This is a genomic window from Streptomyces sp. NPDC007808, from assembly GCF_042868655.1.
Taxonomy (GTDB): Bacteria; Actinomycetota; Actinomycetes; order Streptomycetales; family Streptomycetaceae; genus Streptomyces.
Map to the genome: position 1 here is coordinate 1,069,800 of NZ_JBIAEQ010000001.1, position 24,351 is coordinate 1,094,150.

At 72.8% G+C, this 24,351-nt stretch carries 21 protein-coding genes; 16 read left to right on the forward strand and 5 right to left on the reverse strand.

Annotated features, from left to right (window positions below; genetic code table 11):
- Nucleotides 1-28 precede the first annotated feature (28 nt).
- From ACFYNL_RS04650 to ACFYNL_RS04680, 7 genes are all read left to right on the forward strand, one after another.
- Nucleotides 29-508, forward strand: coding sequence for a hypothetical protein (locus ACFYNL_RS04650; protein ID WP_388796330.1), 480 nt, complete (start codon nt 29-31; stop codon nt 506-508).
- A gap of 126 nt (nt 509-634) precedes the next feature.
- Complete coding sequence (locus tag ACFYNL_RS04655) at nt 635-1,537, forward strand: SDR family oxidoreductase (RefSeq protein WP_388796333.1); 903 nt, start codon at nt 635-637, stop codon at nt 1,535-1,537.
- Between the two features lie 39 nt (nt 1,538-1,576).
- The gene (locus ACFYNL_RS04660; RefSeq protein ID WP_388796336.1) at nt 1,577-1,822 is read left to right on the forward strand and encodes a DUF2945 domain-containing protein; all 246 of its coding nucleotides are present in this window, start codon (nt 1,577-1,579) and stop codon (nt 1,820-1,822) included.
- Between the two features lie 11 nt (nt 1,823-1,833).
- Complete coding sequence (locus ACFYNL_RS04665; protein WP_388796339.1) at nt 1,834-2,322, forward strand: MSMEG_6728 family protein; 489 nt, start codon at nt 1,834-1,836, stop codon at nt 2,320-2,322.
- Nucleotides 2,323-2,389: 67 nt separating this feature from the next.
- Nucleotides 2,390-3,250, forward strand: a complete 861-nt coding sequence (locus tag ACFYNL_RS04670; RefSeq protein ID WP_388796342.1) for an oxygenase MpaB family protein — start codon at nt 2,390-2,392, stop codon at nt 3,248-3,250.
- 89 nt (nt 3,251-3,339) lie between these two features.
- A complete protein-coding gene (locus ACFYNL_RS04675) occupies nt 3,340-3,957 on the forward strand; it encodes a TOPRIM nucleotidyl transferase/hydrolase domain-containing protein (RefSeq protein WP_388796345.1) in 618 nt (205 codons plus the stop codon).
- A gap of 227 nt (nt 3,958-4,184) precedes the next feature.
- Complete coding sequence (locus tag ACFYNL_RS04680) at nt 4,185-5,903, forward strand: SpoIIE family protein phosphatase (RefSeq protein WP_388796348.1); 1,719 nt, start codon at nt 4,185-4,187, stop codon at nt 5,901-5,903.
- A 178-nt stretch (nt 5,904-6,081) separates the two neighbouring features.
- Here the strand turns inward: ACFYNL_RS04680 and ACFYNL_RS04685 are convergent, their stop codons facing one another.
- Nucleotides 6,082-6,831 carry a restriction endonuclease gene (locus tag ACFYNL_RS04685; protein ID WP_388796351.1) on the reverse strand — a complete coding sequence of 250 codons (750 nt, stop codon included), beginning with the start codon at nt 6,829-6,831 and terminating at the stop codon, nt 6,082-6,084.
- 166 nt (nt 6,832-6,997) lie between these two features.
- Here ACFYNL_RS04685 and ACFYNL_RS04690 point away from each other — a divergent pair, with 166 nt between their 5' ends.
- The 3 genes from ACFYNL_RS04690 to ACFYNL_RS04700 all read left to right on the forward strand — a co-directional run bounded on the left by ACFYNL_RS04690 (nt 6,998) and on the right by ACFYNL_RS04700 (nt 9,025).
- Nucleotides 6,998-7,543 carry an AAA family ATPase gene (locus tag ACFYNL_RS04690; RefSeq protein WP_388797323.1) on the forward strand — a complete coding sequence of 182 codons (546 nt, stop codon included), beginning with the start codon at nt 6,998-7,000 and terminating at the stop codon, nt 7,541-7,543.
- An 86-nt stretch (nt 7,544-7,629) separates the two neighbouring features.
- Entirely contained in the window at nt 7,630-8,310 is a 681-nt protein-coding gene (locus ACFYNL_RS04695) for a maleylpyruvate isomerase N-terminal domain-containing protein (protein ID WP_388796354.1), read from the forward strand.
- Between the two features lie 118 nt (nt 8,311-8,428).
- Nucleotides 8,429-9,025, forward strand: a complete 597-nt coding sequence (locus ACFYNL_RS04700; protein ID WP_388796356.1) for a DinB family protein — start codon at nt 8,429-8,431, stop codon at nt 9,023-9,025.
- A 263-nt stretch (nt 9,026-9,288) separates the two neighbouring features.
- Here ACFYNL_RS04700 and ACFYNL_RS04705 read toward each other — a convergent pair whose 3' ends face one another.
- From ACFYNL_RS04705 to ACFYNL_RS04715, 3 genes are read right to left on the reverse strand one after another with little or no spacing between them, the layout of a single operon-like run.
- Nucleotides 9,289-10,062, reverse strand: coding sequence for a hypothetical protein (locus ACFYNL_RS04705; RefSeq protein WP_388796359.1), 774 nt, complete (start codon nt 10,060-10,062; stop codon nt 9,289-9,291).
- A 50-nt stretch (nt 10,063-10,112) separates the two neighbouring features.
- The gene (locus ACFYNL_RS04710; RefSeq protein WP_388796362.1) at nt 10,113-10,544 is read right to left on the reverse strand and encodes a hypothetical protein; all 432 of its coding nucleotides are present in this window, start codon (nt 10,542-10,544) and stop codon (nt 10,113-10,115) included.
- Nucleotides 10,541-12,412 carry a hypothetical protein gene (locus ACFYNL_RS04715; protein WP_388796365.1) on the reverse strand — a complete coding sequence of 624 codons (1,872 nt, stop codon included), beginning with the start codon at nt 12,410-12,412 and terminating at the stop codon, nt 10,541-10,543. Before ACFYNL_RS04715 ends, ACFYNL_RS04710 begins: the two co-directional genes overlap by 4 nt.
- 402 nt (nt 12,413-12,814) lie before the next feature.
- Here ACFYNL_RS04715 and ACFYNL_RS04720 point away from each other — a divergent pair, with 402 nt between their 5' ends.
- From ACFYNL_RS04720 to ACFYNL_RS04735, 4 genes are all read left to right on the forward strand, one after another.
- Complete coding sequence (locus tag ACFYNL_RS04720; protein WP_388797366.1) at nt 12,815-12,964, forward strand: hypothetical protein; 150 nt, start codon at nt 12,815-12,817, stop codon at nt 12,962-12,964.
- A 248-nt stretch (nt 12,965-13,212) separates the two neighbouring features.
- Entirely contained in the window at nt 13,213-13,677 is a 465-nt protein-coding gene (locus ACFYNL_RS04725) for a cell envelope biogenesis protein OmpA (protein WP_388796368.1), read from the forward strand.
- 897 nt (nt 13,678-14,574) lie between these two features.
- Nucleotides 14,575-15,027, forward strand: a complete 453-nt coding sequence (locus tag ACFYNL_RS04730) for a MarR family winged helix-turn-helix transcriptional regulator (RefSeq protein ID WP_388796371.1) — start codon at nt 14,575-14,577, stop codon at nt 15,025-15,027.
- 168 nt (nt 15,028-15,195) lie between these two features.
- On the forward strand, nt 15,196-18,210 hold the full coding sequence (locus ACFYNL_RS04735; RefSeq protein WP_388796374.1) for a BTAD domain-containing putative transcriptional regulator: 3,015 nt from the start codon (nt 15,196-15,198) through the stop codon (nt 18,208-18,210).
- A 476-nt stretch (nt 18,211-18,686) separates the two neighbouring features.
- Here ACFYNL_RS04735 and ACFYNL_RS04740 read toward each other — a convergent pair whose 3' ends face one another.
- A complete protein-coding gene (locus ACFYNL_RS04740; RefSeq protein WP_388796377.1) occupies nt 18,687-18,881 on the reverse strand; it encodes a hypothetical protein in 195 nt (64 codons plus the stop codon).
- A 196-nt stretch (nt 18,882-19,077) separates the two neighbouring features.
- Between ACFYNL_RS04740 and ACFYNL_RS04745 the strand changes: the two genes are divergently transcribed.
- Nucleotides 19,078-20,961 carry a BTAD domain-containing putative transcriptional regulator gene (locus tag ACFYNL_RS04745; RefSeq protein WP_388796379.1) on the forward strand — a complete coding sequence of 628 codons (1,884 nt, stop codon included), beginning with the start codon at nt 19,078-19,080 and terminating at the stop codon, nt 20,959-20,961.
- A 96-nt stretch (nt 20,962-21,057) separates the two neighbouring features.
- Complete coding sequence (locus ACFYNL_RS04750; protein WP_388796382.1) at nt 21,058-24,321, forward strand: amino acid adenylation domain-containing protein; 3,264 nt, start codon at nt 21,058-21,060, stop codon at nt 24,319-24,321.
- Nucleotides 24,322-24,351 lie beyond the last annotated feature (30 nt).

The window sequence follows — 24,351 nt, forward strand, 5'->3', positions numbered from 1 at the left end:
GACGGGACACGAGCCGTCAAGGAGGCCCATGAACACCGATGAGCAAGCCCTCGACAACCCTGGCGGCGGCGACGGCCCCGACCGCCGCCACAGGCGCCCCGCCGGCGTCGACGACAAGACCGTCGAGGCCCTCGGGGCCCTGTCCAAGGCACTGGAGACCACCGAACGGGCCCGAGGGCGCCTGTACGACTTCCACCAGCTCACCGGCACCGCCGACCTGCAACTGGACCGCGCCGTCCACCTGCTGCACGAGGCCGGCCACCCCGAGTGGGCCGAGAAGGTCCGCACGGAGATCCTGGGCCGCAACGTCATCCCCGGGTACTGGACGTTCCAGCTGATCGAGGCCTACGACGCCACCTACTACCGGCCTTTCCGCGACGTGGAGGCCGGCGTGGTGCAGCAGCTCGCGCAGGGCCGCCCGCACCTGTACGAGGCGGAGATGAAAGAGGAGCGCCGTACGCCCGGCCACCCCGACCACACCGCGCGGCCCCCGACACCGGAGGTCTGACGCGCATCCGAACACCGCCCCCGCGAGGAAGTGGGTGACGAGGGCCCGACACGAGGCCGGGCCCGGCCCGAGCCGAATCCGCGGCCCGAGCCGACACTCCGATCCGAGCGAGAAGGAAGGGCCGCCGTGCGCAGCAGTCCGCTCGCCGACCGTACGGTCGTCGTCACCGGCGCCGCCCGGGGCGTGGGCGCGTCCCTGGCCCACGAGATCGCCCGGCGGGGCGCCAGGGTTGCACTGCTCGGCCACGAGAAGGCCGCCCTGGACGCGGTGGCCGCGTCTCTGCCGGGGCCGGCGATGGCCGTCGAGGCCGACATCACCGACCTCACCGGGCTGGCGGCGGCGGCGGACGCGGTGCGGGCCGGCCTCGGACGGCCCTCGGCCGTCGTGGCGAACGCGGGCATCGCCGAGGGCGGCCCGTTCCTCGCCTCGGACCCCGGCGCCTGGCGCCGTGTGATCGACGTCAACCTCGTCGGCAGCGCCCACACCGCCCGTGCCTTCCTCCCGGACCTCCTCGACACGGGGGGCTACTTCCTGCAGATCGCCTCCCTGGCGTCGATCGGCGCCGCCCCGCTGATGAGCGCCTACTGCGCCTCCAAGGCGGGCGTCGAGGCCTTCGCGCACTCCCTGCGGGCCGAGGTCGCGCACCGCGGCGTCGGCGTGGGCGTCGCCTACATCAACTGGACCGACACCGACATGATCCGTGACGCCGACCGGTACGCCGTACTGCGCGAGCTGCGCGGCCACATGCCCCCGCCCGCCCGCCGCGTGTACCCCGTGGACATCGTCGCCGCCCGCCTGGTCAGGGGCCTGGAGCGTCGGCGTACGGCCGTGTACGCGCCGGGGTGGCTGCGTCTGACGCAGCCGGTGCGCGCGGCCCTGCCGGCTGTGGTGCTGCGCGTGTCACGCCGCGCGCTGCCGCGCCTGGAGGCGGAGGAGCCCGTCATGTACACCGGCCCCCTCGGCGCCGGGGGCCTGGCCGACAGCGCCGCGTCCGGACGGCATGCGCAGGCACCGCGATCAGGGACGTAGACGGACGGGATCAGGAACGGAGCGAGAAAGGACACTGCCATGGCGAGGAAGACGAAGAAGACCGGCGACAGCGGCAAGGACACCGAGCTCGCCCGGGGCGACGAGGTCACCTGGAACAGCCACGGCACCACCACGGAGGGCACGGTCGAGCGGAAGATCACCCGCCGTACCGAGGCCGCGGGCCGCACCGTGGACGCCTCGCCCGAGGACCCCCAGTACGAGGTGCGCAGCGCCAAGTCCGGCAGGTCGGCGGTGCACAAGCCGTCCGCGCTGCGCAAGAAGTGAGCCGGTGACCGATGCAGACGTTCCTGCCCCACCCCGACTTCCGGCAGACGGCCCTAATCCTGGACCGGCGCCGGCTGGGCAAGCAGCGGGTCGAGGCGCTGCAGGTCCTGCGCGGTCTCACCGTCCCCGGCTACGGATGGCGCCGGCATCCGGCCGTACGGATGTGGACCGGGTACGAGGAGGCACTCGTGCGGTACGGCCTGGAGATCTGCCGGGTCTGGCGGGAGCAGGGCCACCAGGACAGCTGTGCGGCCTCCCTGGTCGCCGGACTGGCCGCTGAGCGACCCGGCGGCGCGGTGCGCGACCAGGCTGACCTGGCCGCGGCCGGCGAACTGCCGCCCTGGCTCGGTGACGCGGCCTTCCACGAAAGTCACCGCTCGGCCCTGGTCCGCAAGGACCGCGACGTCTACGCCGCCCTGTTCCCCGACGTACCCGACGACCTGCCCTACGTGTGGCCGCCGTCGGACCGCGAACCCCGGCACGCGCTCACCGGCCCCTGAACCCCACTGCCACGCCCGTACCCCCTCGGCATCGCGGACACTGGCAGGAGGAGAGGGGAGGCCGGCCATGCTGACCGTCGTCCGTGAACAACTGGGCCAAGCCCTGTTCCGCCGCGTCGCGGGCCCCGACGGCTCGGCCACGCGTGCCCGCATCCACTACACCCCCGGCCCGCGCTGGTTCGCACCGGACCGCCCGATCCGCACGGTCCACGGTGACGCCTCCATGTTCATCGGCGGACTGAGCGCCCTGCTCCTGCAGTCCCTGCACCCGCTCGCCATGGCTGCGGTGGCCGGGCACTCCGGCTACCGGGGCGACCCCTGGGGACGGCTGCAGCGCACCAGCACCTTCCTCGCCGTAACGACCTACGGCACCGCCGAGGACGCCCAGCAGGCCGTCGACCGCGTCCGCGCCATCCACGACCGTATCCGCGGGACCACGAGCGAGGGCGTCGAGTACCACGCGGCCGACCCGCACCTGCTCGGCTGGGTGCACGCCGCCGAGACCGACAGCTTCCTGCGCGCCCACGAACGCTTCGGAGCCCGTCCGCTGGACCCCGCGGGCTATGACGCGTACGTCGCCGACACCGCACGCGTCGCCGAAGCGCTGGGAGTGGCCTCGCCGCCCCGCGACCGCCGTGAGCTGTCCGAGCGCCTGGACGCCTACCGCCCCGAACTGCGGGCCACCCCCGAGGCCCGCTCCGCCGCCCGCTTCCTGCTCTTCCAGCCACCCCTGCCCCTGCCCGTACGCCCGTTCTACGGCGGCCTCGCCGTCAACGCCGTCGCACTGCTCCCGCCCTGGGCCCGCGGCATGCTGTGGCTGCCCCGCGTCCCGGTCGTGGAGGACCTCGCCGTGCTCCCCACCGGCCAGGCCCTGACCCGGACGATCCGCTGGGCGATGAGGCCGCCGCGCCAGGCCCGTCCGATGTGAGCGGCCGCGGCGAAGGCCCGCGCAGGGCTCGTGACGCGGCCGGTGAAAACCCCGTGCCCCGCGCGTCGGCCCAGGAGCAGAATCACCCCATGGCGGATATGGAAGCGTTCCGGAGCGCGGTCGCCGGCTGGGCCGCGGGAGAGCCGGGCGGCCCGGCCGGCGAGCTGGCCGAGCGGCTGAGCGTGCGGACCGCCGTGCTGCTGGAAGGGCCGAGCGACCTGGCCGCCGTGGAGTCGCTGGCCGCGCGCTACGGCCGGGATCTGCCCGCCGAGGGGGTGTGCGTGATGCCCATGGGCGGCGCGATGAGCGTCGGCCGCTACGCGAGCCTCCTCGGCCCACCGGGGCTGGGCCTGCGTCTGGCCGGCCTGTGCGACGAGGGCGAGCGGCGCTTCTACGACCGCGGTCTGGAGCGGGCTCGCGCCACGCCCCAGGGGGTCTTCGTGTGCGTGTCCGACCTGGAGGACGAGCTGATCCGCGCACTGGGTGTGGCGCGGGTCGAGGACATCGTGGCGGCCGAGGGCGAACTCCAGGCCTGGCAGACCTTCCTGCGCCAACCGGCACAGCAGGGCCGGCCCCCGCAGCAGCAGATGCGGCGCTTCCTCGGCACGAAGAAGGGCCGCAAGATCCGCTACGGCCGCCTGCTGGTCGAGGCCCTCGACTCCGAGCGGGTGCCCGCGCCCCTCGACGGCCTGCTCGCGAGCGTGTGACCGAGGAGCCGATCAGGGCCGGGAAGCGATGGGGCGGGCCCGCCACAGGTCACGCCCCACCGTACGGCGCAGCGGGGCGCCCGAGGGATCGTGGACGTCCCCGGCCGGACGTCCACGTGGATTCCTCGCGGTTGTGGGCATACGGGGAAGGCAAGCGAGCACATCAGGAACACCCGGCCAGGCGCGCCGGCCGGCGGGGCGTCGAACCCGATCAGCGAGGAGCCACGATGACGGGGCCAGAGCGTACGCGGACCGCCCCCGACCCGTCCGTGTCGATGCCGAGCCCCACCGCCGCGCTGGCGGCCATCGGCACCGGCGCCTACGTCGTGGACGAGCAGGGCATCATCATCGCGGTCAACGGCCACGCCGAGCGCCTGCTCGGCCGGTCCGCGGGCGACCTCCTCGGTCACGACGCGCACGACCTGCTGCACCGGGACCCGCAGGGGCAGCCGCTGCCGAGAACGCGGTGTGCCATGCGGCAGGCGTTCCACGCCGGACACCCGGCCCAGGCCGACGAGGACTTCTTCGCCCACGCCGACGGCTCCGTACTGCGCATATCCTGGCTGATCACCCCGTACGACATCGGCGACGGCGACCAGCAGCTCGGCACGCTCGTCCTCTTCCACACCCCCGTGCACCCGGACGCCACCGGTGAGCAACAGCAGCCGACGACCCAACCGCTGTCGGAACTGCAACGGCTGGCTCTGCTGGCCGACACCACCGGACAGCTGACCTCCACCCTCGACGTCGACGAGGCCCTGGAACGGCTGGTGTCCCTGGTCGTCCCGAGGCTGGCCGACTGGGCCGTCGTCGACCTCATCACCGAACGCGACGAGGTGTGGCGCAACGTCGTGGCCCACGCCGACGGGGGCACCCTCGTGCACCACGAGGACCTGCAAGGGCCGATGCCGCCGATTCCCGAGGAATCCCCGATGCCCCTGTCCAGCGCTCTGCGCGGCGTCGCGTCCACCGTGGCCGGACCGCAGACCTATCAAGGGCTGCCGGACTCCGGCATCGCGGTCGAGCAGCGTCGCCTGTTCGATGCCACGGGCATGCACTCCGCGGCCATCGCACCCATCCGCAGTACCCGCGCGGTCCTGGGAGCTCTGACCCTGGGCCGCAGCGAGAACCCGGCGGCCTTCACCCCCGCGGACCTCCCCCTGATCGAGGACATCGCACGCCGTGCCGGACTCGCCCTGGACAACGCCCGCCTCTACCAGCGCCAGCGCAAAGTGGCCGAGACCATGCAGAACCATCTGCTGCCCCAGATGCCCGGCCTCTCGGGCCTGCAGATGACCGTCCGCTATCTGCCCGCACCGGACGCCTCACAAGTGGGCGGTGACTGGTACGACGCGTTCCCGCTGTCCGACGAGTCCACCGCCCTGGCCATCGGAGACGTCGTCGGTCACGACCTGGAGGCGGCGGCCGGCATGGCGCAGGTCCGCAACATGCTCCGCGCCTACGCCTGGTCCCAGCACGAACCCCCCAGCCGGATCGTCGAACGGCTCGACGAGGCCATGCAGCACATCACCGACGTCACCATGGCCACCATGATCTTCGCCCGGGTCGAAGCGGCCGACGACGGCAACTGGCGGCTGTCCTGGACCAACGCCGGCCACCCTCCGCCGCTGCTGATCAGCAGGGACGGTCTTGCGGACTACCTCACCGACGGCCACGGCATCCTCCTGGGCTCCCACGCGGACCTGCGCCGACCCGACGCCACAGCACTGCTCCCGCCCGGGGCCACCCTGGTCCTGTACACCGACGGCCTCATCGAAGCGCGCGGCCGCACCATCGACGCGGGACTGCACCGACTGCGCCAGCACGCCGCGGCTCTCGCCCACCGGCCCCTGGGGTCGTTCACGGACCAGTTGCTCGACCGGGTCCGCCCCGTCGACAACGACGACGACGTCGCCCTCCTGGCGCTGCGCGTGCCCACAGGCTGACCGTTCGGGCGGGCGGGCGTGCACGCCGGCCGAGCCGTGGACGGCCCGCTCAGGACAGCGCCGCAGCCGCACCCTCGCGGCCCGCGCGGGCATGACCGCGGATCGGGGGCGCGCGGCGGTCGGGGTGCCGCCCACCGCACCTCACCGAGGCCAGGTGCGGTGCGACGGGTGCGTCTTCTCAGCGGCCCCACTGCCCTTCCCAGCCGTCCGGGGCGGGCTCCCAGGGCCGGGGACCGGTGCCGTCCGTCCACGCACGGAGTGTCTCCCGGTCCACGCACACGATGCCGCACTGCTCGGCGTACTCCACCGCGGGCGCGGTGAACTCACTCGTGGTCACCAGCACGGCCACATCGGCCTCGTGAACGGTGAAGCACGTGCCGCCGAAGCGCTGGAGATCCTGGGAGCCGACCCGGTGCGAGTCCCCGTACTGCTTGCACTGGATGACGACCCGGCTCCCTTCGGGTGACACGGCGAGGACATCCGCTCCCAAGTCCCCGGCGCCTCCCACGACTTCGACCGCCGAGCAGCCGTCCCGTTCGCACAGGGCCGCTATCGCCTCCTCGAACTCCTCGGGAGTCAGGGCGTCATAGTCGACGGCGACCTCGACAGCCGGGGGCTGACGGGGTGTCACGGGCGCTTCCAACGCGTCGGCCGCGGTCCTCGCCGCTTCGTCGAGCGCCGCCGCGGCCCGGCGTGCGGCCCTGGCCAGGTGCAGTCGGCGCCGCAGGCCCGCGATGCCCGCGACACCCACGACGACCAGGGCGAACATCCAGGCGGGGCGCCGCTCGACAGCACCGGCCATCATGCGGGCGGCGAGGCCCAGGACGCTCAGCGCCACGGCGACAAGGACGAAGAACAGGGCGGTCGAGCGAAGGTCGAACCCGTACCGACGGTTCGCAGGCGGTGTGGGACGCGTGGGTATGGTCACGGCATGCCCCTCTCATGGGACCGAAGGAAGATCACTTCCGCCGTCTGCCCAAGATCGTGAGCTTCACCGTCGGGTTCGCCGTCGGGATAACTTCACCCGTACCCGGAGGTCGGGGACAGTATCGCGGCACGCAACCGCGCCGGTTGCAGGGGTGCTTGTCGGTAATCTGAGTCAGGTGTGGCTGGGCACCGCGGAAACCAGGCTGGTCGTGCTGCGTGGCAATTCGGCTTCCGGGAAGTCGTCCGTCGCAGCCGGAATCCGTGAGAGGTTCGGCCGCGGCCTGGCCCTGGTCGGCCAGGACAACCTCCGCCGCACCGTGCTGCGCGAACGGGACCGACCCGGCGCGGCGAACATCGGCCTGATCGACGCCGTCGCCCGGTACGCCCTCGATGCCGGATACCACGTTCTCGTCGAGGGGATCCTGTACGCCGACCGCTACGGCGAGATGCTCGCCCGGCTACGGGCCGACCACCGCGGGCCGACGCACGCCTACTACCTGCACGTGCCGTTCGAGCTCACCCTCGCCCGTCACGCCACCAAGGCCATCGCCGACGAAGTCGGCGAGCCTCAACTGCGGGACTCGTACCGGGAGTTCGACCTGCTGCCCGGTGCCGTCGAGACCGTGATCGGCGCGGAAAGCACCCTGGATGAGACGGTCGACCACATCATGCGCGACAGCGGCCTGGCCGGTCTGCCCGCCGTGGACCGCTGACGGCACGGGTATGTCTGCCGCATCGGGGTAACCGCGCCCGACGGGGCGGCAGACACGCCGCCTGCGGACGGGCGGGCAGGGGACGCATGGGCACAGCACATGTCATGGCACCGGCGCGGGTGCTGCGTGCGGCGTACGAGGCGGCGTCGGCGGTCGTCGCCGGACTGGGGGAGGAGGACTCGTGGCTGCCGACCGGCTGCACGGGCTGGGCGGTGCGTGATCTCGTCCACCACTGCCTGACGGACGCCCAGCGGGCCCTGGTCGCTCTGCACACGCCGGCCCGTCAACCGGCGGACCGGGACGCCGTGACCTACTGGCGGGACTGGCGACCGCACACCGAGGGGGCCGCCGACGGCCGGCGTTGGGCGCGTGTGAACGGCAGCATGGTCCTGGATTTCGGCCGGCTGCAGGACCTGTACCTGGAGACGCTGGCGGCGGTCACGCACGCGGCGGGCGAAGCGGACCCCGCACAGCGCGTCCGCACACAGGGGCACGTGCTGACGGCCGGGGACCTGCTGGTCACCCTGGCGGTGGAGGCGACGATCCACCAGCTGGACCTCACGGTCGAACTTCCGCACCCGCCACCTCCGGCGCCCGAAGGCCTGGCCGCGGTGCGTGCCACGCTCGACGGCCTCCTCGGCCGACCCGCCCTGCCGGACTGGACGGACGAGCACTACGCACGCGTGGGCACCGGCCGGAACACGCTCACGGCCGCGGAACGTGCTGCGCTGGGCCCCGCCGCCGACCTGTTTCCGCTGTTCGGCTGAGCAACAGCCCGCACGGCACGACGGGTTCGAAGCCCTGAGGACCGTACGATCCGCCCTCCTCGCCGAGAGTCGAGCGGAGCGGGCCCGGTTGTCAGGGCCGGGTGGAAGACTGCCCGGCATGATCGAACGCAACCCGAAAGCGGACCTGCTCCGATATCTGCAGGAAGGGCGCGACGCCCTGGTGTGGAAGCTCGATGGGCTCTCGGAGTACGACATCCGCCGCCCGCTGACCCCCACGGGCACGAACCTGCTGGGGCTGGTCAAGCATGTCGCGGGAGTGGAGCTGGGCTACTTCGGCGACACCTTCGGCCGGCCGTTCTTCGACGCGGACCCGCCGCCCTGGTGGTACACGAGGGACGCGGAACCCAACGCGGACATGTGGGCCACGGCGGACGAGTCGCGCGAGGACATCGTCGCGCTGTACCGGCAGGCGTGGGAACACTCCGACAGCACGATCGCGACGCTCGCGCTGGACGCGGTCGGCCATGTGCCGTGGTGGCCCGAGGAACGTCGAGAAGTGACGCTGCACCACATCCTGGTGCGCGTGATCTCCGACACCCAACGGCACGCCGGGCACGCCGACATCGTTCGAGAACTCATCGACGGGGCCGTCGGGTTCGGGCCGGGCAAGGACGACATGGCAGCAGGCGATCAGGCATGGTGGGAGGGTCACCGCGACCGGCTGGAGCGTGTGGCGCGGGAAGTCGGCCGCTGATCCCCCCGCCTGCAGGTCGTGAACTCGCGTCGCTCGTGCGGGTGGTTCGGGGAGTGGTCGGCCCGGCCGCGGGCATGCCCATCCGGAGAGGCGGCCGCGGCGGTGGTTCGTTCCCCCACGGCGCTGCCGCGGCCGCCCTCGACGCCCCTTCTCGGCAGACGTCGAGGCCGAGCGCCGCGCCTCGGGGGTGTCCCCGGAGGCCGACGCCGTGGACCGGGTCCCGGCACGTCGCTGCCCCGTGGTTGGCCCGCGGCCCCGCGGCGTCAGCCCGCCGGCGGAGTGCCGCAGGTGCGCTCCGGCGGGCAGAACCAGGTGACCGCGGTGTCGACGAGTTCACGTTCGGCCCGGTCCGCGTTGTCGGGTCCGTACGCGACGAGCGCGTAGCGGTTGCCGTCGACCGCCTCGAAGCGGTGGTCGATCACGTGCCGGACACCGGAGGTCGACTCGCCCACGATCTCGCTGGCCCGGTACTCGTGTTCGGCCGCCGCGTCGGGGGAAGAAGGGAGCTCGGTCAGCTCGATCAGTTCGTAGCCGTCCAGCTTGGCACTCTCCAGCTGGGCGGCCTGGAGCGATCCGTACGGCGAGTCCTCCATCAGCTGGAACACCTGGAGCCGGCGCAGGCCGTCGGGGCTGCGGTAGTTGACGATGTCGATGCCGTACTGCGACGGGCTGCTCTGTCTCGACCAGCCCACCGGGACCGCGATCCGGAACCCCTCCTCGTCGGGCACCTCGTGATAGCCGTCCGGCAGGGCCGCGGACGCGTAGTCGTTCCCCGTGGGGGATGTCTGCGGGGTGGGGCCGCTCGGGTCGGCCGGCGCGCTGTCGTCCTGCCCCGAGCTGGTGGGGCGCGGCGGTTCGGGCTCGTCCTTCCAGGCCAGGGCCCAGACGCCGAAGCACAGCCCCACCACCGCCAGCACCACGCCGGTTCTCTCCAGAATGCGCCGCTGACGCGGCAGATCCAGGTACTGGTCCGGGTGGTACAGGCGCTCACGGCGCCCGCCCGCCCACTCCTGCTGTTCCCTGTCGTACACCCTCATCGCCGTCGTCCTCCCAGGCTGCCGGCTCGTCTGCGCTGTCCGGTCGGCTGTCAGGTGAGGAGCTGGGCGATCGCCTGCACCACGGCGGTCGCCGAGGCCACCGCGCCCACGGCGGCGGCCTGCGAACCGAGCCAGCGCCGGACGGTGCCGAGCACCTGGGTGAGGCGGCCGGAGTCGGCCGTGCCCGTGCGGGTGATCTCGGCCTCCAGACCGACGAGCTCGTCGTGCAGAGCGCAGTCCTCCGCCTCACGCACGTCGGCTCCGGGCAGTTCCGCCAGCAACTCCCCGACAGCCGCGAGCAGTTCTCGGTGGCGGGCGTCGGGAGCCGGGCCGCCCGTGGTGTTCACCGAGACCGCCCGTCCGTGACTGCCGGTGGCGATGGATCCGCCGGACATCCGGCCGATGCTGACACCGCCCTGCGCGGCGGCCCCGCCGTCGGCGGTGCTCCGGGACGGCTGTGACGAGAAGCCGTTCTCGCTCATGAGGGATTTCCTTCCTGGCGCGGCAGTCCCGTGCCGGGCGCGGGGGAGGTGCGCGAGGACGCCTGACCGTGGCTGCCGGTGGCGATCGCGCCGCCCGACATGTCCTGGATGAAGACGCCTCCGCCACTGACCTGGTAGATGTGCTGTTCGAACTCTTCGGTCCGGTAGCCGTGCTCGCGCAGCGCCACCCGGACGCCGCCCACGATCCGTTCCTGGACGGTCTTGATGTACCGCTCGGCGTCCATCTCCTGGAAGCGCGACAAGTCCTTCTGCGCGGCGAACGCGCGCAGTGAGACGCGGGGGACGTCCGGTACCTCCTCGCCGGCGGACCAGCCGGAGGTGATCTCGCGGTACAGGCCGCCGAGCGCGCCGATCGCGCAGTCCACACCGACAGCGGGAGCATGCCGCAGGGCACGCAGCGCGGCGCTGGGCCACTTCTCCGGCAGCTGGTCCACGAGCGCGTCCACGCCCCGGAACTCCTTGCGGATCGGTCCCAGCACGTAGGACTCGACCTCCAGCACGAGCATGCCGCCCTGGGTGTGCACGCGCACGAGCACCGTCACGACGAGCTGTTCGTGCCATCCGCCGATACGGACCCGCAGGAAGACCCGCCGCGCCTCGCCGCCCTCGTCCATCGCCTCGTCGAGATGGGCGGCGATCTGCGCGGGGTCGTACACGGGGTGTCCCCCCTGTCCGCGGCCCCGCGCCGTCGCGGCGAACGCTGCCGCGTCGTCGACGCCGCCGACCTCCACCTTCTCGTCGCGTCCGACACCGCCCGGGAGGTAGAGGAACCGCTCGATCTCCAGGTTCCGCAAGCGGTCCCGTCCGGTGCGCGCCGCGGACTCCCGCAGCTCGACCAGCTGCGGCTCGATCATGTCGAGTGCGGCACGGGCCGTCAGACGCTCCGTGCTCCGCCGCGCAGGCTTGGCTCCGGCTCCCTCGCTCGCGCCGCGGACCGCTTTGTCACTCTGGGCCGGGATCCGGTCCCCCAGCCCCTCGGACGCCTTGCGCAGTTCCATGGCGAACGACCAGCTCTGCCTGCGCGTGCCCATGCCGATGAACGGCCGCTCCAGGTCGTACAGGGTGACGGGGGCCTGCTGCTCCCTGCGGATGTCGCGCACCAGGTCGTCGTACGGCAGACCCGCGGGCAGCCCGGGCTGGGTGGCTGTGGAGAACGTCCACTTCGAGAGCCACTCGCACAGCGCCTTGCGGTGGGCCGCCTGGTGCCGCCAGCCGATGAGGACGATCGCCAGAGGGAAGAGCGCCGGGTAGGGCGTTTGCGCTGTGCCGTCCAGGAGCCCGGCGAAGTAGAGGTACCAGTAGGCGGCGACGAACAGCAGACTGCCCGCACCGGCGAGGCGGCCGAGGCCGTCGGCAGCGCGGGCCACCGTGTCGGGCAGGCCCAACTCCTTCACGGCCGCGCCCCGTTGACCGAGGGCGGCAGCCAGCCACTGCGCGAAGGTGACCATCGCGAAGAGCTGCGACCAGGGCATCGGGACCCCGCCGGTGACGTTCACCTGGCCTTCGTAGAGCGCGGTGAACACCTCACCGAAACCGACCTCGGCGCCGTGACCCCAGCTGTCGGACAGGCTGTCCCACACCATGACGAAGTCGGAGAGCACGAATCCGGCCCAGGCCGCGAGCATCAGCAGTGCCGTACGGGTCTCCCAGCGGGTCACTCGTACGGCGTGGGCGAGCACCGGCAGGACGTCCACGCCGAGGCTGGGTGCGACGGGCCGTTCCGGGTGGCCGACCAGTTCGTCCATGACCCGGCGACGGAAGGCGGTGTCCTGATAGACGCCGGCGCACAACAGCCGGGTGGCCTCGGTGCGGCTGTAGCGGTCTTCGGGAAGGCTGGTGCCCGGCACGGTGCTCCCATGGTGGTCGGCGGTGGTCCTGTCCAGGTGTCGCGGTACGGCTCGTCGCACGCGAAAGCCGGGTCGTGGGCCGCAGATGCGGGCGCCGGACGGGCGACACGGGACAGAAGCGCGACAGTAGGGGCCGGTGGTGCCCGGCACGCACGGTCCGGCGGGTCTCTCCTCCGATCCGGTGAACATGCCAGGAGGGGCTGGACACGGGGCCCGCCCGAGTGGACCGGACGTTCGCCCGCTGTCCGTACCGATGGCTTTCGGATGACACGCACGCTCGGCCCGTCGACGGGACATCCGGATGCCGGGCGGCAGGGATGAGACGGCGAGGCGAGGGTAACCGCGTCCGTACGAAGCCTTGGTCGCAAGGGAGTTGTCGTCGAACGTCTCGGGAGGACAGTCGTGCCAGGCATGTTGGACAAGATCAGGCAGTTCAGCAGGAGTCCGCAGGGGCGCCGGGCCCTGGCGGAGGTGCGCCGTGCCTCCGCCGACCCGCGGCGCCGGGCCCAGGCCCAGCGGCTGATCGGCAAGCTGCGGGGGCGGCGCCGCTGACGCGCCGGCGCCTTTCGCCCGGCGGCCGGAGGGCCCTGCGGGGCGTTCGCCGGAAGGCGTGAGGTTCAGCGTGAGCGCGGGTCGTGTCGGTGGCGCCCTGCGGCGCGCCGAGCGGCCCGCACTCGCATCCGGGCGACAGGAGGGGCGCACTGTCAGTGGCAGGCGCAAGAATGCGGATCAGCAAGATCGACGAAAGTCAGGAACGAGGCGGGCGGTGTCCGTTCCTCCCTCGTGGAAAGGACGTACCGATGCCCCTGGCACCCTCCCGCACCCCGCGCCTCGTGGCGGACGCCGTGGTTCCCGCACCCGTTCCCGCCGAGCGCCGCGGCGCACGCGACCTGGCCGGGTACGTGGCACACACGCAGTTCGCCCGCCCGAGCGCGCGCGCCGTTCCGCACCCGCCCAGATCCACGCAGCCGCTCGGCGCCCCCGCGTCGGATGTGCTGCGCATCGTGTCCGACTCCCGAACCCCCGTCTTCGTCACCGTCCACGACGGAGGCCGAATCCGCTACGGATACTGGCGCCCGGTCGGCACCGCCACAGGCAGGGGCGGCTGCTACGTAGCCCTGCCGACCGACGTGTGCGAGGAACTGCGCTCCGGCGGGCGCATAGCCCTGGGCGATCCCGTCACCGACCCGTCGAAGACCACCTACCGGGTCAGGCCGGCCCGGCCAGAGGGGAAGACGGGACGCGAAGAACGCCGTGCGGCATGAGAGAAGACTGCATGGCATCAGAGAAGACGGCGTGGCATGAGAGAAGACGGCGCGGCATGAGTGGCTGACGCCCCGCTGCGTCGGTCGCGCAGCCGATCCGGCGTCGGGAACAACGTCCGCCGTCGACGCGGACACCCCGCAGAACGGCCGGCGTCGACACGGCGGGCGACGGAGTGTCTCTCCGAATCTGCGACACGCCGGAACAGCGCATCAGCAACGGCTTCTTCGAAGGCGCCGCCTGCTGGCCGAGGCTTCGCAGTCCCGACGGCGTACGACGCTCGTGCAGCGCGGCTCGGACATGTGGACAGCCGGTCGGTCAGGGATGGACCGACCCGGCTCCGCGTGGACCGTGACAGCACCGTCCGTCCGGCCGGTCCGGAAGCAGGGGTGTGCGGCGGAAACGGGCCGGTGCGGTGCAAGCGCGGTCCATGACGGAGGGGAGACGGGCGGCGCCGCCCGGCCGTCGGCCTCCGGGCGGCGCTCGGTCGGCCACCTGCGGCGACGTCACGTTCATGAGCGAGGCGGCGTGGCCGTGTCGCCGGCCTGCGGCCCGAGCCACCGATCGGCCCGGGCCGGTGCCGGCGGAGCGGGAAAGCAGATTCCCTCCCGACGCACCGGACGGACGGTGGCCGCGGTGGAAGGCCAGGTCGCCGTGCGAGGACGGCGCCGCCACCCCTGCGGAAGCGCGCCGAGGCCAACACCGCACCCCCGCAAGGCGGTAGCTCTCATTCCACTCATGGGAGACAACATAGACAGGGGTGTCGCTCACCTGTACGGTGCAGCAACGCGTGGCCGGGAAGCGCCGTCTGCGGCACACAACGTCGATCAGTGTGCCGATTTCTGCCTGAGGGGGACGTTGTGCGAGCTGCGACATCCGGTGTGGACAGCCGTGACCGCATGAGCGCCGTCGACGCCCTCAGTCGCTCCGCCGTCGCCGTGCTCCATCTGAACGGCCGGTTCGTAGCACTGTTCAACGAGTTGACCCAGGCATCAGGACTGAGCGCCGCGCAATGGCAGGTCCTCGACGCCGTCGGGGTCAGGCCGCGGACCGTGTCCGACGTCGCGCGGCTGCTGGGCACCACCCGTCAGAGCGTGCAGCGGCTCGCCGACCTCCTGGTGGAGCAGGGGCTGGCCGCCTACCGCGACAACCCCGCGCACCGCCGCGCCCGACTGCTCGCGGTCACCGGGGCGGGAGAGGTGGCGCTGCGCGACGTCGGCCCCGGCCACGCCGAACTGGCCCAGCAACTGTGCGAGAAGCTCGGTGGGGAGGCCGAACTCCGGCGCACCGTCGAGACCTTGAGCGGACTGTCGCGGGCCCTGTGCTCCGTCGCTCCGCGCGTCCCGTCCTGAGAAGGAGCCGGGCGGCAGCCTGCGACCGCTCCGACCAAGGGGCCGCACACGGCGTCACACCGCTTCGCCCACCCGCCGGTCGCTGTCCGACCGGCACCCCAGTTCGCCTTGATATAGCGTTACCGACCTGTCGCATGCCGCAGTCCGGGGGGACTTTTGAATCAGTTGGTGTTCAGACTGCTGGGTCCCCTGCTGGTCGAGGCCGACGGGGTCCCTCTGCGCATCAAGGGCAGACGGCAGTCCACCGCGCTGGCGATGCTGCTGCTGTCCGCCGACCGGATCGTCTCGGTCGACACCCTGGTCGACGCCGTCTGGCCGGAATCGCCCCCGGCGACCGCCCGCAACCAGATCGCCATCTGCGTGGCCACCCTGCGCAAGACGTTCAAGGAGGCCGGTGAGAGCGAACTGCTGCTCACCTCCCCGCCCGGTTACGTCCTGGCCCGCGGTGAACACCGCATCGACGTCCTGGAGTTCCTGCAGCAGGCCGAACGCGGCCGTGACGCCGCCCGGCTCGGACGGGCCGAGGAGGCGTGCAGCCTGCTGGAGGAGGCGCTCAGCACATGGCGCGGCCCGGCCCTCGACGAACTGACCGGGGAACGGATCGAGGCCGAGGCCGCCCGGCTCGAACAACTGCGCCTCGACCTGATCGAGGAACGCGCCAGCCTGATGCTGCAGCTGGGCCGGCACCGGGTGCTCACCGGTGAGCTCGGCGAACTGGTCGCCCGGCACCCGCTGCGGGAGCAGTCACGCGAGCACCTGATGCTGGCGCTGTACCGCTCCGGGCAGCGCGCCGAGGCCCTGGAGGTCTTCCGGCAGGGCCGCCGGCTGCTGAACGAGGAACTCGGCATCGAACCCGGCCCGCCGCTGCAGCAGTTGCACGACCTGATCCTGCACGACTCACCGGAACTGACCAGGCCGCCCGCCGCGGCCCCGGCCGCCTCCGTCACCGTCCAGACGGTCCCCGCCCAACTCCCGGCGGACGTACGGCGTTTCACGGGACGGCAGCAGGAGCTCGCCGCGCTCGACAGACTGCTCAAGGAGCCGTACCACCCGCACGCGCCCGCCGTCGCGACGATCGTCGGGGTGGGCGGCGTGGGCAAGACCGCGCTCGCCGTCCACTGGGCGAGCCAGGCGGCCGAGCGCTTCCCCGACGGGCAGCTCTTCGCGGACCTGCGGGGCTTCGACGAGGAGAACCCGCCGGTGTCCCCGTCCGCCGTACTGGACCGCTTCCTGCGAGCCCTGGGAACACCCGCCCCGCAGATACCCGAGGAGCCCGACGAACGCGCGGCGCACTTCCGCAGCCTGCTGAGTACCCGCAGGGTGCTGATCCTCCTCGACAACGTACGGTCCTTCGCCCAGTTACGGCCCTTGCTCCCGGGCGGCGGGCGCAGTGTCGTCCTGGCCACCGGGCGCGAGGCCCTCGACGACGTCACCGGCGACTACACCGCTGTACGCATCCGGCTGCGCGTCCTGCCGCAGTCCGAAGCCACCACCCTGCTCACCAAGATCGCCGGCGCCGACCGGTTCGGCAGCGACCCGGTGGCGCTGGAGCAGCTGAGCGCCCTGTGCGACCGGCTGCCGCTGGCGCTGCGGATCGCCGGTGCCCGGCTCGCCGCCAAACCCGGGCTGAGCGTACGAGGGCTGGTCGAGCGGCTGCGCGACCAGCGACGGCGGCTCGACGAACTCAGCCCTGAGGAGGGCGGGGTGCGGGCGGGCTTCCGCCTGACCTACCGCGACCTGTCCCCGGACGCCGCCCGCATGTACCGCCGGCTCGGGTTGCTGCGCACCGCGGACTTCGCGGCATGGGTCGCCGCGGCCACCGTGGAGACCGACCTGTGGCACGCCGAGGAGCTGCTGGACCAGCTCGTCGACGCCCAACTGCTGGAGGCCGTGGATCCGGTGCCGGGACGGGCGGCCCGTTACCGCTTCCAGGATCTGCTTCAGCTGTTCGCCCGCGAACGCGCGGAGGCCGACGAGACGCAGCAGGAGTGCGACGCCGTACTGGAGCGGACCTTCGCGGCCTGGCTCTGGCTCGCGGAGGAGGCCCACCGGCGCCTGGCCGGGCGCGAGTTCCCGGTCGGCCGCCCCGCGGAGCCGGCGCCCAGGTTCCTACGGGGCGAGACGGACGAGCTGCTGGCTTCACCGCTCGACTGGTTCGACTCCGAGCGCGCCGCCGTCACCGACGTGGTGGTGCACGCGGCCGAGCTGGACCGGGCCCGGTACGCCTGTGCCCTCACCGAGAGCGCTGTGCTGCACCTGGAGACCCGCAACTACCTGGAGGACTGGCAGCGGTGCGCCGAGGCGTCCCTGTCGTCGGCCCGCCGCACCGGCGACCGGTCCGGCGAGGCCACCATGCTGCGGCTGCTCGGCTCCCTCGCCATCTACCAGCGCCGCTATGAGCTGGCCGAGGGCCGCAACATGGCGGCGCTGCGGCTGCTGCGGGAGACGGGCGACCCGCACGGGGCGGCGCTGGCCCAGCGCAACCTGGCCATGTGCGCCCGGTTGCAAGGCGACTGGGAGCGGGCGCTGGAGCACTGCCGGGCGGCGCTGGAGGGTTTCGCCACGTCAGGGGATGTCGGCAACCAGGCCCACCTGCTGGGCTACCTGGCTCAGATCGAGCTCGACCGCGGCCAGGTGGACCAGGCGCTGCCGCTGGCCGTGGAGGCGGTCGCGCTGAGCCGTCGGTCCGGATCGGTCCGCGCGGAGACCCAGAGCGTGTACCGGCTCGCAGAGGTACGGCTGCACGCCGGCGAACTGGACCTGGCCGCCGAGTCCTTCCACGACGTGCTGCAACTGGCCCGCAAGGAGGGCGACCGCGTCGGTGAGGCCCACGCCCTGCGGGGGCTGGGCGAGACCCAGTGGAGCCAGGGCCTCCTCCCGACGGCCGAGCGCACGCTGGAGCAGGCCCTGGAGATCACTGAGGAACTGGGCGACCGCTTCCTGTACGCCCGGGTCCAGACGGACCTCGGCTGCGTCGGCGCCCTCGGTGGCGACCGTGCGGCGGCGGAGCGCAGGTTCGAGCGGGCCTACGCCGCGCTCGGGGAGGTCGGAGCGCAACCCTGGCGGGCCGGGGTGCTGCGGCTGATGGCCGCGGTACGGGACGGCGCCGTGACCGACACCCAGGCGGAACGATGCTTCACGCCGCAGGCCTTGCGCCGGCTGCTGTCGGACGGTAAAGGCTGAACGCCGGTCTCGGCCGCGCGTCCGCCGCGGACGCGCACAGGGCCCGCACCGGCATGTGCGGGCCCTGCGGTGGGGATGCCTCCGAAGCCGCACGCACCGCGGCCTCGGCTGCGGCCGACGGGGCGGCGCGGGTGAGGGATGCGGGTGGCGCGGCTTCCGGCTCCGTCGGCGGACCCGAGTGATCTCTCGGGAGGACGGACGCGGTGCGGCTGCCGAGTGTGCGCCCGACTTGGTGCGGACGCGGCGCCGGCCGAAGAAGGAGACCCGGCCGCGGGTGTCACGGGCCCGCGTGGCGTGGACGCCGACGGCGGGCCCCCGCGGGCTGCGGATGCCGGCCTTGCGGGGTGCGGTACGGGCGGTGCGGTCGGCCCCGGCGTGAGTGCCGGGTTCGTCGCAAGTGGTGCGAGAAGAGTGTGCGGTCGCCCCTGTCACGGGCTCCGCGGGAGCGCGGCTCACCCAAGTGAGCCGTCAGCGGGTCACCCCCAGGGCATGTCGTCGTCCGCCATGGCCGGCTGCTCGACCGGCCTGACGACGCCCCAGGGCATGTCGCCCGCCGTCACGGTGGTCGAGTGCGCGGTGGTGGCCGGCCCGGCGCCGGTGCCTGTGACGAGTCCGGCCAGAACGACCAGACCTGCTATCGCCGCCCGCTTCGCCGTCCGAGTGCTGCGCATGGAGACTCCCTCTGCCGGTGGACCGTACAGCCGCTCTCTGCGGTGTGAACGGACACTAGGGACGGCTCCTTTCGAATCATTGTCCCGCCGCTTTCACGCTTCGGGGCACCCGTGAAATCGACACGATATCGAGAAAATAACGGAACCCTCTAGCTTCGTTCGCAGATTCTTCGCATGAATCACGAACGGGGATGTCATGGAATTCCGAGTGCTCGGGCCGGTAGAGGTGCGCCATGGGGGACACCGGGTGCCGATCTCCGGGACGAAGCTGCACACCGTGCTCGCGGCACTCCTGCTGGCGCGCGGCGAGGTGGTGTCCGACGACCGGTTGAGCCGGCTGTTGTGGGGATGGACGCCGCCGGCCACCGCCGGCGCCCAGCTGTACACCTATGTGTCCAGGCTCCGGAAGATGCTCGGCGATGACATACTCATCGACCGCAGGCCACCCGGATATGCCATGGCCATAGGAAATTCACTGGTCGACCTGTTCGCATTCGAGGAACTCGCGCGCGCGGGCCGGGAAGCACTGTTCGCACAGGACCACGAAAAGGCCGCCGACCTTCTCAGGGACGCGCTGGCACGGTGGAGCGGCCCGCCCCTGGCGAACGCCACCGAGCATCTGGAGGAGGCCGAGGCGCCGAGTCTGCTGGAGGCCCGCGCCGCCACGTTGGAGTACCGGATCGCGGCCGATCTGGCGCTGGGCCGACACGAGCAGATCACCGCCGAGCTCACCGGGCTGGTGGCCGAGTTCCCGCTGCGCGAGCGCATCCGCGGTCAGTTGATGACCGCGCTGTGCCGCAGCGGCCGTCAGGCCGACGCCATCCACGTCTACCACCACGGCCGCGCGGAGCTGGCCGAGGAACTCGGCGTGGACCCTTGTGAGGAACTGCAGGCGACCTACCGGGCCCTGCTGGAGGGCACCCTCGCCCGGCTGCCGCAGACCGACACCGCGCCCAGGTCCGCACACCAGGCCGGTCCGGCCGCGAGCGACGCCCCCGACGGCGCAAGCCCGCCGCACGGCGTCCCGGCGACGCTGCCCCCGGACACGGCCGACTTCACCGGCCGGGAACGCGAACTCGACCTGCTGCAACGCGCGTTGGCGCCGAACACCGCCACCGCCGACCGCCCGCGACGGGTCCTGGTGACCGGGATGGCCGGGGTCGGCAAGACCGCGCTGGCCGTGCACGCCGCCCACCGCTGCAAGCGCTGGTTCCCCGACGGGCAGCTGTACGCCGACCTGCGCGCCCCGGACGGCACGGTGCGGCCCGCCGGCCGGGTGCTGCTGCACCTGCTGAGGGCTCTCGGGCTGCCCATGGACGCGCACGACGCCGACGACACCGACGAACTGGTCCGCCTGTACCGGGAACGCACCGGCGGCCAGCGGCTGCTGATCCTGCTGGACAACGCGGCGGGCGCCGCACAACTCGGCCCCCTGCTGCCCAACACCCCCGAACCGGCCGTCCTCGTCACCGGCCGCACCGCTCTGCCCACCATCGCCGGAGCGCACACCGTGGCCCTGGACCCGCTGGAGGACGGGCCGGCACTGCAGTTGCTCGCGGCCGCCGCGGGACCGGACCGGATGGCCGCCGCACCCGGTGCGGCCGGTGCCATCGTGGAGCACTGCGCGGGCCTTCCGCTGGCCCTGCGGATCGTCGGCACCAGGATCGCCGCCCGCCCGCACTACACCCCGGACCGGCTCGCCCGCCGACTCGCGGACCCGGCCCTGCGCCTGCGTGAACTGCACTTGGGCGACCTCGACGTGCACGGCGCCCTGCTGCCGTCGTGGCGGGGCCTGCCACCGGCGGCCCGCCGGGCCTTCCCCGCGCTCGCCGGCCTGGGGCTGCGTCCGTTCCCCGCGGTCGAGGCGGCGGCGCTGCTCGGGCTGCCCGAGCAGGACGCCGAACTGCTGCTGGAGGCCATGGCGGACGAGGCACTGCTGGAGGTCAGCGGCGCGGACCGGTGCGGCCGGCCCTGCTACCTGTTCCACCCGCTGGTACGGCTGTTCGCCCTCTCCCTGCCGGGCGAACGGGCGAGAGGCGAACCGGCGAAACGATCACCGAACAGCGTAACCGGTGGCTAACCGGCCCGCCCTAGCCTCGCCCCTGCCCCGTGGCGCGACGCCCCGAGCAACCGGCCCGATGCCCCCTTTTTTCGTCACTGCGAGTGGAGTTGGACCATGACCGAGCTCTTGCACGGCCCCGCCGACAGCGCCGCGCCCTTCCCGATGACCGAGACGCAGCAGGCGCTGATGATCGGCCGGGGCGAGGGCGTCGAGCTGGGCAGCATCGGCTGCTACGGCTACTTCGAGTGGGAGCGCGCCGATCTGGACCCGGAGCGTTTCGCGACGGCCTGGCGCCGGGTCGTCGCCCGCCACGACATGCTGCGCGCGGTCGGCCGCTCCGACGGCACCCAGCACGTGCTCGCCGAGCCCCCGCCCTACGACATACCGGTCGTGGACCTGCGGGACACCGATCCGGCGGACGCGGAGCGCCGGCTCGCGCGGCTGCGGACGCAGATGAGCCACCAGGTGTTCCCGGTGGGCAGCTGGCCGCTGTTCGACCTGCGGATCATCCGGCTGCCGGGGGAGGGGAACCTCAGCAGGATCCATCTGGGCATCGACCTGCAGGTGCTGGACGCGTCCAGCGCCTTCCAGGTGCTCTTTCCCGACCTGATCGACCTGTACGACAACCCCGCGGCGCAGCTGCCCGAGCCGGGCATCACCTTCGCCGAGTACGCCCGCTGGCGCGCCGACGTCCTGCCCGGCACCGCCGCCTTCGCGGCGGCGCGCGACTACTGGGTCCAGCGGGTGCCGCAACTGCCGCCCGCCCCCTCCCTGCCGGCCGGGCCCGCCCGGGACGACGGCGAGGTCCGCTTCGAGCGGCACGAGCACCGCCTCGCCGCCGACGACTGGCAGCGCTTGCAGCAGGTGGCACGGGAGGCGGAGGTGACCCCGTCGGTCCTGCTCACCGCCGCGTTCGCCGAGGTGGTGCGCTGCTGGGCGGAGGAAGCCGACTTCACCCTCAACTACCCGGTGTTCCAGCGGCCCCCGGTGCACGAGGACATCGGCGGCGTCCTCGGCGACTTCACCAATGCCGTCATGCTCACGGCGGACAGCTCCGGCGCCACCTTCCTTGACCGGGCGCACGCCCTGCGCGACCAGCTGCACCGGGACATGGAGCACGGCAGCTTCAACGGCGTCCGGGTGCTGCGCGAGCTCACCCGGCTGCACGGCGCGGGCGCCCAGGCCGGGATGCCGGTGGTCGTCACCAGCCTGCTCGACTACCCCGCCCGCCGCCCGGTCACCGACCTGGGGCACGAGGTGTACTCCATCTCGCAGACCCCGCAGGTCTCCCTGGACGTGCAGCTGCGCGAACTCGGTGGTGAACTGCGCGTCATCTGGGACTACGTGGACGGCGCCTTCGCACCCGGCTTCACCGAGGCCGCCTTCGGCGCCTACACCGCCCTGCTGCGGCGCCTCCTGGACGAACCCGGCAGCCTGCACACCCGGCGCTTCGACCTGATCCCGCCCGCCGAACGGGAACTGCGCCGCCGCATCAACGACACCGCCGGCCAGATCCCGTACACCACCCTGCACGAGCTGTTCGCCGAGCAGGCCGCCCGCACCCCAGGCGCCGAGGCCCTCGTCGACGCCGGCCGCCGGCTCACGTACGCCGAACTCGCCGCGTACGCCTGGCGCATCGGGCGGCGGCTGCGCGCGGACGGCGCGCGGCCCGGTGAGCTGATCGCCGTCGTGATGGAGAAGGGCTGGGAGCAGTACGCGGCGGTGTACGGCATCCTGGCGTCCGGCGCGGCCTACCTGCCGCTGGACGCTTCCGTGCCGCCGGAGCGGCTGCGCCGGCTGCTCGACCAGGCCGGCGTGGACACGGTCCTCACCCAGTCGGCGCTGGACACCCGGATCGAGTGGCCGCGGCACCTGCGGCGCCACCTCGTCGACCGGGACTTCGAGACCGGCGACGCCACCCGGCCCGAGACCGCGCAGACCCCCGCGGACCTCGCGTACACCATCTTCACCTCCGGTTCGACCGGCGAGCCCAAGGGCGTCATGGTGGACCACATCGGCGTGGTCAACCTGATCCGTGACGTCGCCCAGCGGTTCGGGGTGAACGCCTCGGACCGGCTCCTGGCCATCTCCGGGCTGCACTTCGACGCCAGCATCTACGACGTGTTCGGCGTGCTCACCCAGGGCGGCACGGTGGTGATCCCGCCGCCGTTCGGCCATGCGGAACCGGACGTCTGGGCCGACCTGGTCGCCGCCGAACACGTGACGCTGTGGAACTCCGTACCGGTGCTGATGGAACTGCTCGTCGGCGAGGCCGAGGTGCGCGAGCGGCGGGGCGGCGACCGGCCGCTGCGGTCGCTGCGGCTGTCGGTGCTCTCCGGCGACTGGATCCCGCTGACCCTGCCGGACCGGCTGCGCGCCCAGAGCCCCGGCATCCAGGTCGTGGGGTCCGGCGGCCCGACGGAGACCATCTGCTGGTCGCTGTTCCAGCCCATCGGCGCGGTCGACCCGACCTGGACGAGCATCCCGTACGGCACGCCCATCACCAACCAGCGCTACTACGTCGTCGACGGCACCGCCCACGAGCGTCCACTCGGCGTCGTCGGCGAGATGGCCGTGGCCAGCGACGTCGGCCTGGCGCTCGGCTACCTCGGCGACGAGGAGCGCACCCGCGACCGCTTCGTCCACCTCCCGGAGACCGGTGAACGCGCCTACCTGACCGGCGACCTGGGCCGCTACCTGCCCGACGGCAGCATCGAGATCCTCGGCCGCGACGACTTCCAGGTGAAGGTCCAGGGCCACCGCATCGAACTCGGCGAGATAGAGGCGGCACTGCGCCAGGACGAGCAGGTCGACGCCGCCGTGGTCGTCGCCCCGGCCAGCGCCCACGGCGTCCGGCGGCTGCACGCCTACGTCGTCGCAGGGCCGGGCGGCTCGGGCGAGCAGATCCTGGCGCGGCTCTGCGAGCAGCTGCCGACGTACATGGTGCCCGCCGCGCTCACCGTGCTGGACGAACTGCCACTCACCCGCAACGGCAAGGTCGACCGTCTGCTGCTGGCCTCCCGGGCCGGAACCCAGCAGTCGGCCGAGGACCTGGCCGCGGACCGGGACACGGAACCCGGCGACGCGCTGGAGCTGGTGCTCTGCGCGGCCATAGGCGACATCCTCGGCCTGGACCACGTGGGACCCGCGGACAACTTCTTCAAACTGGGCGGCGACTCGCTCAGCGGCACCCGCCTGGCCGGCCTCCTGCAGGAGCTGCTGGGAGTGCCCGTACCGGTCAGGACCGTGTTCCGCACCCCGGTCGTCGCCGAACTCGCCGCGAAGATCGCCGCCGACGAGGAGCACGGCGCCGAAGCGGTCGCGACCGCGGAGGCGCTCAGCGAGCTGTCCCCGGACGACGCGGACGCCCCGCACTGACGGCGGCACCGGCCCGTCGCACGGCACCAG